We start from the raw sequence: 12713 nt of genomic DNA, 5'->3' as shown, positions 1-12713 counted from the left end.
AACCAAGCACCATGGTATCCTATATTCTGCGCCGTCTGCTGCTGATACCGTTGACCCTGCTGGGAATCATGACGGTCAACTTCTTTGTCATCCAGACCGCACCCGGGGGACCGGTCGAACAGACACTGCTGATGATGGCCGAAGCAACCGGTGGCCTGGCTTCTGAATCCGGGGCGGGGGACACAACCCTGTACCGTGGGAAACAGGGGCTGGACAATGAACACATTGAACACATCCGCAAACAATTCGGCTTTGACCGCCCGCTTCACGAACGCTACCTGATGATGCTGGCTGACTATGCCCGTTTCGAGCTGGGTGAGAGCTTTTATCAGTCCAAACCCGTCACCGAGATGGTGATCGATGCTCTTCCAGTTTCGATCTCCCTTGGGGTGTTGTCGACCCTGATCATCTATATCATTTCCATTCCCCTGGGCATCCTGAAAGCCATTCACAGCGGCAGCCGTCTTGACGGTATCAGCAGCTGGATTGTTGTTGTGGGTTATGCAGTTCCGTCATTTATGTTTGCGATCCTGTTTATTATCTTTCTGGCTGGTGGTCGCTTTCTGGACTGGTTTCCGATGCGAGGACTGGCTTCGGATGACTTTCATACGCTGTCATGGGCAAGACAGGTCCTGGACTGGTTATGGCACATGACCCTGCCCGTTACAGCCATGGTGATGAGCGGCTTTGCCAGCCTGACCCTTCTGACCCGCAACTCTTTTCTGGAAGAAATCAGCAAACAGTACGTCATCACCGCACGGGCCAAGGGTCTGATCGAGCGGCGGGTTCTGTACGGGCATGTCTTCCGCAATGCCATGCTGATTGTGATCGCCGGCTTCCCCGCCACGCTGATTGCCATGTTCCTGACCGGAAGCATCCTGATCGAGAGCATCTTCTCGCTCAATGGTCTTGGTCTTCTCGGCTTTGAAGCTGTTGTCCGGCGCGACTATCCGGTCGTATTCGGCAGCCTGTATATTTTTGGCCTGATCGGCCTTGTCATGAATCTGGCCAGCGACATCGCCCTGCACCTGGTTGACCCGCGGATCACATTTGAGTCTGCCCCATGAGCACAATCCATCAAACACCTTGGCAAAGACGGCTGGACGCCTTCCGTGCACAAAAGCGCAGCCTGTGGAGCCTGCGTATTTTGGGCATCCTGTTTCTGCTCAGTCTGTGTGCCGAGTTCCTGTCCAACGACCGCCCCCTGCTTGTTTTCTACGATGGCAGGATCTATACGCCGGTGATAACCGATTACCCTGAAACAACGTTCGGCGGCTTCCTGCCCACCTATACGGACTATCACGACCCGGAAGTCAGAGCCCTGATCAATGCCAAAGGGTTTGCCCTGTGGCCTCCCCTGCGTTTTTCCTACAACACCATAGACACACGCACACACGAACCCCCACCGGTCCCTCCCGGCTGGCTTCACCCCCTGGGAACCGATGGGCAGGGACAGGATATTCTGGCCCAGATACTGTACGGATTCCGCAGCTCCATGCTTTTCAGCCTGACCCTGACCACCCTGTCGGTTGGCATCGCCATTGTGATCGGGGCCCTGCAGGGTTTCTATGGCGGTCACATTGATCTTTTCGGCCAGCGTGCCCTGGAAATATGGAGCGGGCTTCCCCAACTGTTCATCCTGATTATCCTGGCCAGCCTGATTGCTCCCTCATTCTGGAGCATTCTTCTGGTATTGGCCCTGTTTTCCTGGACAAGTCTGGTTGGTCTGGTCCGGGCCGAGGTTCTGAAAGTGCGGGCACAGGACTACGTGCGTGCAGCGCGCGCCCTTGGTGCCGGCAATACCCGTATTCTATGGTGTCACATCCTGCCCAACGCCCTGACAGCATCCCTGACCATGGCTCCTTTCCTGCTGGCCGGCAGCATTGTGACACTTGCCGCGCTGGATCTGATTGGCTACGGGCTGCCCTCGACATCCGCCTCTCTCGGTGCGCTGCTGAAGCAGGGAAAAGAAAGCCTGGATGCCCCTTGGATTGGCATCAGTGGCTTCATCACCCTGGCTTCCTGCCTGACCATGCTGATCTTTGTCGGAGAAGGTATCCGCGATGCCCTTGATCCAAGGCACAAGGCCGGGCAGGGTGAGCCATGAGCCTGCAGCAGAATGCCCCATCGGCCACACAGCCGATCCTGTCCATACGGGATCTCCATATTTGTACGCACGGACGGGACATCCCTGTTGACCTCGTCAGGGGACTATCACTGGACATCGCACACGGCGAGACACTGGCCCTGGTCGGGGAGTCAGGCTGCGGAAAATCCATGACCGCCTTGTCGGTCCTTCGCCTTTTGCCACCGGGCGTCCGGATACGCTCCGGGTCAATCCACCTCAAGGGACAGGATCTTGCCGGAGCAAACGACGCAAGGCTGCGCGAAATCCGCGGCAACCGGGTCGGCATGATTTTTCAGGAACCGATGAACAGCCTGAATCCGCTTCATACCATCGGACGCCAGATTGCCGAGTCCCTGCATATCCACCAGACCATAAGGCGGAATGCTATCCGGTCTCGGGTTATCGAACTGCTGGACATGGTAGGATTGCCAAACCCGCAATCACGTCTGCGGGCTTTTCCGCACGAACTGTCAGGGGGCCAGCGCCAAAGGGTCATGATCGCCATGGCGCTGGCCAATGCGCCGGATCTCCTGATTGCTGATGAGCCCACCACAGCCCTGGATGTCACAATTCAGGCGCAGATCCTGTCCCTTCTGAAAGACATGCAAAAGCAGCTGGGAATGGCGATCCTGTTCATCACGCATGATCTGGGAATTGTGCGGCGGATTGCCGATCGGGCTTGCGTCATGAAGGATGGTGAACTGGTCGAGGAACGCCCGACGCCAGACCTGTTCTCCACTCCACAGCACCCCTTCACCCGCCATCTTTTGTCCTCTGGCCCATCCGGGCACAAAGATCCGGTTGCTCCAGATGCACCGGTTGTTCTGGACGTACAGAACATGCAGGTGCGCTTTCCGCTACGGCATGGTCTTTTTGGCTTGGCCCGACACTGGAACACGGTCGTCAATGATGTTTCCCTGACTCTGCGTCAGGGCCAGACCTTGGGGATTGTCGGGGAGTCCGGATCGGGGAAAACAACATTGGCCATGGCCATACTACGGCTGGTCAAGGCGCAGGGTCGCATCGTCTGCCTGGGTCATGCACTGGACGGACTACCAGAGAAAGCCCTGCGTCCGTTCCGACGTTCGATGCAAATCGTGTTTCAAGATCCATGGGGATCACTCAGCCCACGCATGACTGTACGGGATATCATAGGCGAGGGCCTTGATATTCACTGCCCCGGCAACAAACAGGATCGTGAGGCAGCCATTCAGGCCATCCTGGACGAGGTTGGCCTGACACCGGACCATGCAGACCGTTACCCCCATGAATTTTCCGGCGGGCAACGTCAAAGGATTGGCATCGCACGTGCCTTGGTACTCAAACCCAGACTTCTGGTTCTGGATGAACCCACCAGCGCCCTGGACGTCTCTATCCAGGCACAGATTATCGCCCTTCTGCGTAATCTCCAGCAGCGCCATCACCTGTCCTGCTTGTTCATAAGCCACGATTTGCGGGCCGTTCGCGCCTTGGCAGACACCATTCTGGTCATGAAGAACGGACAGGCGGTGGAATATGGCCCAACCAGCACCGTGCTGAAAGATCCACAGCACCCCTATACGCAAACCCTTCTGGCCGCTGCCTTCCTGGATCAAACGCCTGGATACGGAAAAAACAACATCCGTTTTCCGGAACCGGACAATATTATAGGAGAGTCTTAACTTTCACGGGCCATACTCGCATACTGTGCTGGATTGTATGGTAGGCCCTGTCAGCCGGTACCGGTATTGACGGGCGGGTCTGCCCACCTTGGCTGCGGAAAACCGGATGACCGAGCAGTTTCGCCTGAAAGATGACCCGACGCTGCAGACCGTGGGCGGTCTGCGCCCGATTACCAATGACGCTGCCTTTACAGTGCAGGTAGAAATTTCGGTTATGCTGGGCAAGTCGATGCTGCGGGTGCACCAGCTGCTGAAACTGGGCCGCGGTGCCGTGGTCGAGCTGGATCAGAAGACCGATGAGCCGGTGGAAATTTATGCCAACGGCATACTGGTAGCCCGTGGCGAGGTGGTGATTACCGAAGGTGACAAGATCGGCGTGACCCTGACAGAGCTTGTCCACTCTGTCTACGCGACCTGATACGCTGTCTGTAGAGAATCAACGGCAGAAACGCAGGGTGATCAGGCAGTAAGCCCTTCTGCTTCCGTCGCCGCAGCGCCGATAATATCGCCGAACTCACTCAGAAACACTGATCCCTTGACCGTACGCAAAATAAGAACGCTGCGGCGGTCGTGGTCGTCCATCTTGCGCTTGAGCAAGCCATATTCAGCAAGCCGATCCACAGCCCTGGTAATGGCGGGCTTGGAAACATTCAGTTCTGCCGCAAGCCCCCGTACGGTATGAGGAGGAGGCGTCAGATAAACCGTCAGCAACATGGCCATCTGGCGGGCAGACAAGTCCGGTGCCTCCCGACGAACACTCTCGACAATCGCACCGCGCCATAGATCAAGCGCCTCTACAGCTGAAATCTTGATATCCATTTCCCACCCGACGTTACCAGGAAACTCGACCTCATGGCCTTGCGTCTATTTTGCATGCAACGGTCACATCGGCCAACGCCCGAAAAAAGAACAGAAACATTCAGCATCCGGAACGACTGCCTTGCCAAGGCTCAACAGAATGGAGAAAAAAGACAAACATAATTGCATGCTGCTAAATACGCTGTACAAAACGATCCTGCAGTACGGAAAAGATTGCTTTCAGCGTCATGGCTTCTCCACCAACCGGACGACCGGGACGCGCTTTCTGATTCCAGGCAAATAGATCTATATGAGCCCACGGCGTGGAATCCGACACAAAAGACTGCAGGAACAGGGCTGCCGTAATGGCACCAGCCATCCTCCCCTCCGGTGCATTGTCCAGATCCGCAATACGGCTCTCGATCATGGAGCGGTAACCATCCCACAACGGCATATGCCACAAGGGATCATGCTCGCGCTGCCCCGCTGCAACAAGGTCAGCGGCCAACGTATCCTGGTTGGAAAAAAGTGCCGGAAGTTCCGGCCCCAGGGCAACACGTGCTGCGCCGGTCAGGGTAGCAAAGTCAATCATCAGCTCCGGCTTCTCACTATCCCCTTCGGCAAGGGCATCAGCAAGGATCAACCGACCTTCCGCATCTGTATTGGATATTTCAACGGTCAGCCCCTTGCGGGTTCTTAGAATATCCCCCGGACGCATGGCATTGCCTGCCACGGCATTGTCCACAGCCGGTACCAGAACCCTGAGCCGAACCGGCAGCCGGGCATCCATGACCAAGCCGGCCAACGCCATGGCATGCGCGGCTCCGCCCATATCCTTCTTCATCAGGCGCATACCGGAAGAGGGCTTGAGATCAAGACCGCCCGTATCAAAGCACACCCCCTTGCCAACCAAGGTCAGCCTGGGCGCAGATGGATCACCCCACCGTATGTCAATCAGACGCGGAGCGCGCGGCGAGGCACGCCCAACCATATAAATGGCCGGATAGTTGCGATCTGACAGAGCCTCCCCCACAATAACCTCGAGAGAAGCCCCATAGCGTTGGGCCAAACCACGGGCGGCATCCTCCAGTTCGGACGGCCCCATATCCTCCGCCGGTGTATTAACCAGGTCACGAACCCACTCAATAGCCCCAACCCAGCGACCCACAGCCGCACGATCAACGCCTGCGGGCCAGACCATACGGGCAGGTACACTCTCCTCCTGACGGCGATAGCGATTGAAGCTATAAGCTCCCAAAGCCCATGCAAGACAGAACCGTACGGCATCATCTGGATCTCGCACACCATCAAGGGACCAGATTCCAGCCGGAAGAGACAAAGGGAGATCAGACAGGGCCCACGGATCAAGGCCATCGCCAAGACCTACCAAGGCACCGGATACAGATCCATCCCCGGACGGCAAGAGGCACATCTCGCCCACCCCGGCAGTAAATCCAGATGCTGCGGCAAAAGAAGGGAGATCGTCCCCCGCCAGGACCAAACGAACCGGACGAACCACAGAAGGCGCGTCTATCTCTGTTGGGCTGACAAAAACCGAAAGAGGCATTTCTATCCTGTCTGTTTAGCGTACTTCAAAAGCAACAAGACTCGCACTCAATCGCCTTTGCCCATGTCAGTGTAAGCCTTGCGTGCCCCATCATGAAGGGGAATACCAAGCCCGTCCCGGGCCGTATCCGGAGACATGGAAGCTGCCCGCGGATGCCCCTTGCTGTAAAGGATCAAGTGACTTGGATGCCACATGGACCGGGTAATGGCCTCAACAAAATCCGCAGGCGTGCGCGTGGTCGTAACCAGAAGGGCGCCGACTGTAACGGTACGTATCGGCTTGCCACCCATACCAGCATAGACATCTTCCGGTATTTCCCCTTTTGAAAAGAATGGATAACGCCCGACAAGGCGTTCCACAGCCGGTCCTTCAATTGGAACGAGGCGTGCGGATCCGCTGTCCAGCAAACGCACAATTAGCTGCGTCGGAGCCCCGGAAACAAAAAACATGGCGTCCAGGGAACCGGCGATAAGATCATCTGCATCCTCCCCTGGTTTTTTATAAATCGGCTTGATGTCACCCATACTGATCCCGAAGGCTTCAAGAATAATGTGGGAGCCCACCAAGGTACCGGATCCCTCCTCTCCGACACCTATACGCTTCCCTTTCAGTCCCGCCACCGATGTTATGCCCGAATCCGCACGCACAGCCAGATGAACGGCTTCCGGATACAGACGGGCAATCGCCCTGAGTTCGGTGACAGCCCCCTTTCCCTTGTAAAGCCCGGAGCCACTTTGAGCCCAGAAAGCGACATCTGCCTGCACAAGGGCAAAGTCAAGGTCCCCACGCGCCAGTCCTTCCACGTTCTCAACGGATCCATTTGTTGATTGTGCAGCTGCAATCAATCCGGGCACCCCACAACTCCCGCCCCGGTCGCAGGGGCGCGAGCCCGGTGGGTTGGATAGTGCGTTTGCAATCAATCCCCCAACGGGAAAGTACGTTCCACCGGTTGGACCCGTACCAATACGTACAAAGCGGACATCCGCGCTTCCCTTGGCCTTGCTGTCAGACTCGCCGGCACAAGCAGGGTAGATCAAAGCCATGGCGCAGGCGAGAATCACACCAGCGACCACCAGTCCCCGCCATCCGGAAAACGCAGACACAACAAACACGATAAACCTCCGGAAGGAAAAAACGACCGGGACCAAGCACCAGGGCGAGGAGACACCCTGAAAAAACAATGACGAAACAGATAGTAATACAAACATGAGCCCATCAAAACGGCCATAGACATTTTTGGTCCACCGGGACCAGAGAATTCCCGCAAAAGTAGTTTCTCTTTGAGGGATTGTCTTTCCCCTGACAATCCTGTATAGGGATCGGCTCTGTTTGCGAGCGGCGAGGCTGTGCATCAGGCTGCGTGGCAGTCAAGGTGCCGGGCATGCCCACCCGCAGCAACAGAAGCCCGGCCCACATGTGGAACCGGGCAGGACCAGAACTGTCAAGGACTGAAAAATGCCCAAGATGAAGACCAAAAGCGCTGTCAAGAAGCGCTTCCGCCTGACCGGTACCGGCAAAGTCCGTGCCAACGTTGCCTACAAGCGTCACATGCTGCGCAACAAGCCCCAGCAGATGAAGCGTCAGGCTCGTGGCACCATGATCCTGTGCGACAGTGACGCCCGGATCGTCAAGCTGTACATGCACGGCTGACGCCGTCATTCACCGTTCAGGATAAGGAAATCATATCATGTCTCGTGTGAAACGCGGCGTTACCTCCCATGCCCGTCACAAAAAAGTCCTGAAGCTCGCCAAGGGCTATCGGGGCCGCAATTCCACCAATTTCCGGATTGCGATTGAAAAAGTCGAAAAGGGCCTCCAGTACGCCTACCGCGATCGTCGCAACAAAAAGCGCGACTTTCGTGGACTGTGGATCCAGCGTATCAACGCCGGTGTTCGTGAGCTGGGCCTGACTTACTCCCGCTTTATCGATGGCCTGCACAAGGCCGGTATCGAGCTTGACCGCAAGGTCCTAGCTGATCTCGCCGTGAGAGAGCCGGAAGCCTTTGGCAAGCTGGTCGAAAAAGCCCGGGCTGCTCTTGGCTGATCAGAGGGCACCCATGGTGCCCTGACATGCCGGACGGTCGTCTACCATGCAGACGGCTTTTCGGTGTAGTGCCTGAGAAGGGTTGCTCGCTACGGGGCAGCCCTTTTTCTTTGTCTTTGCTGAAAACTATCCGGAAGCATAGCCCTCCGGTAGCCCGTTCGGGGCATCCGCCCCTGTTCCCCCTGACTGTTCCGGGAAGGTTCTGGATCCATGGATACTCTGGATACCCTGCGTAACGAGCTTCTGGACGCGGTCCAATCCGCCCCTGATGCCGACACTCTTGAAGCCGTGCGCGTTGCCGCGCTGGGCAAGAAAGGGCGCATTACCGATCTGATTAAAACACTCGGCCACATGACGCCCGAGGAGAGACGCAGCTTTGGCCAAGCGATCAATGCCGTCAAAGACGAGGTTGCGGCCCTTCTGGAAAGCCGTAAAGCCACTTTTGCCGAAGCCGCCCTGGAAGCACGCCTGACGTCTGAGCGGGTTGACATAACCCTGCCGGTGCGCCCTGAAACATCTGGCACCCTGCACCCGATCAGTCAGACCTGGGATGAGGTAGTCGCCATTTTCGGCCAGATGGGCTTTACCGTTGCTGAAGGCCCGGACATCGAGGATGACTTCCATAACTTCACGGCCCTGAACTTCCCGCCGGGGCATCCTGCCCGCGAGATGCATGACACGTTCTTTCTCTCCGAACAGGAAGACGGAACACGGAATCTGCTGCGCACCCATACCAGCCCGGTACAGATCCGCACCATGCTGGCACAAAAACCACCCATCCGGGTGATCATTCCCGGACGAACCTACCGGTGTGATTCCGATATGACCCACACCCCGATGTTTCATCAGATCGAGGGCTTGGTCATCGACAAGGCCGTACACATGGGGCATCTGAAAGGATGCCTGAAGGAATTTGTAGAGGCTTACTTCGAATTACCCGATGTTCCGGTCCGTTTCCGGCCCTCCTTCTTCCCGTTTACGGAACCATCTGCCGAGGTGGATATCGGATGCTCCCGCAAGGGGGGTGAGCTGAAAATTGGTGAAGGCACTGACTGGCTGGAAATTCTGGGCTGCGGCATGGTGCATCCCAATGTGCTGAAAGCCTGCGGGCTGGATCCGGAAGAGTATCAGGGCTTTGCTTTTGGCATGGGGCTGGAGCGGATTGCCATGCTGAAGTACGGCATCCCCGACCTGCGAACCTTTTTTGAATCCGACGCACGCTGGCTGAAGCACTACGGCTTTGCCCCACACGACGTACCAAGCTTGACCGGAGGGCTGACCCGATGAAATTCACCCTGTCCTGGCTGAAAGATCATCTGGAAACCGATGCCTCATTGGATGAGATCGGAAAAACCCTGACCTCGATCGGGTTGGAAGTTGAAAGCATCACAGATCCGGCCGCAACCTTGGACGGTTTTACAACAGGTCATGTCAAGACAGCAGAAAAGCATCCCGATGCGGATCGACTGCGGCTGTGTACCGTTGATATCGGGGACAAGACGCTGCAGATCGTGTGCGGTGCCCCCAATGCCCGTGCAGGGATCAAGGTTGCAGTCGCGGTTCCCGGCTGCATTATCCCGGCAACCGGCGATGTCCTGAAAAAAGGGACCGTGCGGGGCCAGGAAAGCCAGGGGATGATGTGCTCCTCCCGCGAGCTGTGCCTGGGCGAGGACCACGACGGCATCATTGAACTACCGGATGACACCCCTGTCGGACTCCCACTCGCCACAGCCTTGGACCTGGACCCTGTCCTTGACATTTCGGTAACCCCGAACCGGGCTGACTGCCTGGGTATCAGGGGCATCGCACGTGACTTGGCCGCAGCAGGACTGGGAACGCTGAAGGCGGACACGCTGGCTGTTACCGCTGTACCTGCGGCGTTTACGAGTGGCCTGTCCATCATACGTGACCTGCCTGAAGACGCCGACACCGCCTGTCCTTATTTTGCTGGGCGCCTGATCCGCGGCGTGCGCAATGGTGAAAGCTCGGCGTGGCTGAAGAACCGCCTGAACGCTATCGGGCTGCGCCCGATTTCAGCCCTGGTCGATGTCACCAATTACCTCACATTTGGCTGGAATCGCCCCCTGCACGTGTTTGATGCCGGGCGTATATCCGGCCCGCTGACCGTGCGCATGGCCAAGGAAGGAGAAAGCCTTCTGGCCCTGAACAACCGCGTTTGCACTTTGGACACCTCAATGGTTGTCATTGCAGATGCAAAGGGCGTGCAGTCTGTCGGTGGCGTCATTGGCGGCATGGAAAGCAGCTGCACGGAAGACACAACAGACGTCATCATAGAAGCAGCCCTGTTTGATCCCGCACGCATTGCCACAACCGGGCGACGCCTGAACATTGTGTCCGATGCCCGCTATCGTTTTGAACGCGGGATTGACCCTGCCTCGGTCATAGAAGGCATGGAACGAGCCACCCGCCTGATCATGGACCTGTGCGGCGGAGAACCGGGCGATATCGTCACGGTTGGCACCGCGCCTTCATGGCAGAAATCCATAACCCTGCGTCCGGAGCGGGTTGAGAAACTGGTAGGCATGACCGTTGGCATTGAACAGATGCTCAGCCTGCTCGACCGTCTGGGATGTGCACCAAAACTGGAGAACGGGGTTATTCGTGCCGCCCCCCCGTCCTGGCGGGTTGACCTGGAGGCAGAGCATGACCTTGTGGAGGAAATCGCACGCCTGCATGGCTATGACAATCTTGAGGCCATTCCTCTTCCACGAAAAAGCATGCCGGTTCGTATCCTGAGTCCACGCCAGAAAATCACACGCCTTGTGGCCCGGACACTGGCATCACGTGGCCTGCATGAAACTGTAACCTGGTCCTTCATGTCGTCTGATCACGCCCACGCTTTTGGTGGCGGCCAGGATAGCGTGCGCCTTGCCAATCCTATCTCTGCTGACCTGGATGTCATGCGCCCTTCAATCTTGCCGAACCTGATTGCGGCAGCAAGCCGCAACGCTGCACGTGGCATAACCGATCTCGGGCTGTTCGAAACAGGACCCCAATTCCAGGGTGGCATGCCGGGGCAGCAAAAGTTGATGGCAACGGGCCTGCGGACCGGCAAGACGGGTCCGCGTCACTGGGACACACGCCCACGAACAGTGGATGTCTTCGATGCGCGGGCCGATGCATTGGCCGTTCTGGAAGCTGTCGGCGTTGCAACGGTAAACCTGCAAATCACGGCCGATGCCCCGGCATGGTACCACCCAGGTCGTTCGGGATCCTTGCGCCTTGGCCCAACCCTTGTCGCGACATTCGGAGAGATACACCCACGCGTCCAGCGCATGATGGATGCCAAGGGAAGCATGGTTGGCTTTGAAGTCTTCCTGGAGGCACTCCCCCTTCCACGGAACAAGCCGGGAAAGGCTCGCCCCCTGCTGAAAGCATCTCCATTCCAGCCCCTGGAGCGGGATTTTGCCTTCGTTGTGGGCAAGGACATCTGTGCAGACACCATGCTGCGCGCTGCACGCAGCGCGGACAAAACACTAATAACAGCGGTCAGCGTCTTTGATGTCTATGAAGGGCCGAATGTACCGGAAGGTCAAAAATCAATTGCCCTGTCGGCAACCCTGCAACCGATAGACAGAACCCTGACGGACGAAGACATCGACGGTGTGTGTCACAAGATTGTTGCAGCCGTCGAAAAAGCAAGCGGTGGCACACAGCGCGCCTGATCAGGCCATCCCCCTGTCGTCACTGCATGACGGGGGGCTTTCCTTCTTCGCCCCTGAATCAAGGGAAGAGGCATTGTGCACAAAGCCGGTATCACCGGGGCATATGCTGGTGCACGTATTAAAGCCAGGCAGCCGATAACGCAAACAGCAAAGCCTGCGATGGAGTCCGCCGTTATCCAGACGCACAACGGGATGATGGAGTGGATTGTCCTGACCAGACGGCCTGTACAATTCATTGGCCAACGCTTCCCGTACCGCCTCGGCACGCCGGGGACGATAGGAACGGGCAGCAAGGCATGACAAAGCCCAGTCCCCGGCCCAGGCCGCATTGCTCCACAAAAGACGGGGCGCAATATGCACCGCTTCGGAAACAGCCATAATGAACGGTTCCATGTGATCATCAACAAGAGACCACACGTAAGCAAGTGAGCCGGGAAGCCCTGTATCAACAACCAACTCTGGCTCATCCAGACGCAAGGCGACCGGAGATCCACCATCATCAAAAACAATCGAAACCTGATCCAGCGCCGTTGCGGTGTGCCGCTCCATCACCAGCGACAAACCCAGCAGGCCTGGCAAAACAATGTCGAAATACCTCTGGGCCCACAAGGATACCAAGGAACAATCATCCGGCTGAACACCATACGAACGGGAAAAACGTTCCAATACATCACGAACCACTGCCTTGTCCTGCAGGGCAGAACCGGGAACAAAGCGGCGGGTATCATCGGGAAAGACAATCGCTTGAGACCATGTTTTCAGGGGGCCCGGGAACATTTTCTTCAATGCCGTTCTCATGAAAGCTGTCCCGCCTTATACAGACGGACCG

12 protein-coding genes are annotated in these 12713 nt (G+C 57.1%); 8 read left to right on the top strand and 4 right to left on the bottom strand.

The annotated features are described in order from the left end of the window. Positions 1-11 precede the first annotated feature (11 nt). The 4 genes from yejB to HEQ61_RS06765 all read left to right on the top strand — a co-directional run bounded on the left by yejB (position 12) and on the right by HEQ61_RS06765 (position 4207). Entirely contained in the window at positions 12-1067 is a 1056-nt protein-coding gene (yejB, locus tag HEQ61_RS06780) for a microcin C ABC transporter permease YejB (RefSeq protein WP_168020149.1), read from the top strand. After that, on the top strand, positions 1064-2107 hold the full coding sequence (locus HEQ61_RS06775) for an ABC transporter permease (protein ID WP_168020148.1): 1044 nt from the start codon (positions 1064-1066) through the stop codon (positions 2105-2107). The genes yejB and HEQ61_RS06775 overlap by 4 nt, the downstream gene beginning before the upstream one ends. Continuing rightward, positions 2104-3789 carry an ABC transporter ATP-binding protein gene (locus HEQ61_RS06770; RefSeq protein WP_168020147.1) on the top strand — a complete coding sequence of 562 codons (1686 nt, stop codon included), beginning with the start codon at positions 2104-2106 and terminating at the stop codon, positions 3787-3789. The genes HEQ61_RS06775 and HEQ61_RS06770 overlap by 4 nt, the downstream gene beginning before the upstream one ends. A 106-nt stretch (positions 3790-3895) precedes the next feature. Continuing rightward, positions 3896-4207 carry a FliM/FliN family flagellar motor switch protein gene (locus tag HEQ61_RS06765; protein WP_066132936.1) on the top strand — a complete coding sequence of 104 codons (312 nt, stop codon included), beginning with the start codon at positions 3896-3898 and terminating at the stop codon, positions 4205-4207. Positions 4208-4248: 41 nt separating this feature from the next. On the opposite strand, the gene HEQ61_RS06760 is transcribed toward HEQ61_RS06765, so the two are convergent. From HEQ61_RS06760 to HEQ61_RS06750, 3 genes are all read right to left on the bottom strand, one after another. Continuing rightward, complete coding sequence (locus HEQ61_RS06760) at positions 4249-4608, bottom strand: MarR family winged helix-turn-helix transcriptional regulator (RefSeq protein ID WP_168020146.1); 360 nt, start codon at positions 4606-4608, stop codon at positions 4249-4251. Between the two features lie 172 nt (positions 4609-4780). After that, positions 4781-6154 (bottom strand): leucyl aminopeptidase family protein, encoded by a 1374-nt coding sequence (locus tag HEQ61_RS06755; protein ID WP_168020145.1) that lies wholly within the window; start codon positions 6152-6154, stop codon positions 4781-4783. 47 nt (positions 6155-6201) lie between these two features. Continuing rightward, the gene (locus HEQ61_RS06750) at positions 6202-7266 is read right to left on the bottom strand and encodes a TAXI family TRAP transporter solute-binding subunit (RefSeq protein ID WP_168020143.1); all 1065 of its coding nucleotides are present in this window, start codon (positions 7264-7266) and stop codon (positions 6202-6204) included. Positions 7267-7609: 343 nt separating this feature from the next. On the opposite strand from HEQ61_RS06750, the gene rpmI reads away from it, so the two are divergent. From rpmI to pheT, 4 genes are all read left to right on the top strand, one after another. Beyond that, positions 7610-7804 carry a 50S ribosomal protein L35 gene (gene rpmI / locus HEQ61_RS06745; protein ID WP_082811810.1) on the top strand — a complete coding sequence of 65 codons (195 nt, stop codon included), beginning with the start codon at positions 7610-7612 and terminating at the stop codon, positions 7802-7804. 37 nt (positions 7805-7841) lie between these two features. Further along, complete coding sequence (gene rplT, locus HEQ61_RS06740; RefSeq protein ID WP_167805394.1) at positions 7842-8198, top strand: 50S ribosomal protein L20; 357 nt, start codon at positions 7842-7844, stop codon at positions 8196-8198. A gap of 210 nt (positions 8199-8408) precedes the next feature. Beyond that, positions 8409-9485: a phenylalanine--tRNA ligase subunit alpha gene (pheS, locus tag HEQ61_RS06735; RefSeq protein ID WP_168020141.1), complete on the top strand. Its 1077-nt coding sequence runs from the start codon at positions 8409-8411 to the stop codon at positions 9483-9485. Continuing rightward, positions 9482-11884 carry a phenylalanine--tRNA ligase subunit beta gene (gene pheT, locus HEQ61_RS06730; protein WP_168020140.1) on the top strand — a complete coding sequence of 801 codons (2403 nt, stop codon included), beginning with the start codon at positions 9482-9484 and terminating at the stop codon, positions 11882-11884. Before pheS ends, pheT begins: the two co-directional genes overlap by 4 nt. On the opposite strand, the gene fhuF is transcribed toward pheT, so the two are convergent. Next, positions 11885-12682 carry a siderophore-iron reductase FhuF gene (gene fhuF / locus HEQ61_RS06725; protein ID WP_168020139.1) on the bottom strand — a complete coding sequence of 266 codons (798 nt, stop codon included), beginning with the start codon at positions 12680-12682 and terminating at the stop codon, positions 11885-11887. Between the last annotated feature and the right edge of the window lie 31 nt (positions 12683-12713).

Source organism: Haematospirillum sp. H4485 (assembly GCF_012102745.1).
Classification (GTDB): Bacteria; Pseudomonadota; Alphaproteobacteria; order Rhodospirillales; family Rhodospirillaceae; genus Haematospirillum.
This window is presented reverse-complemented; position numbering and strand designations above follow the sequence as displayed.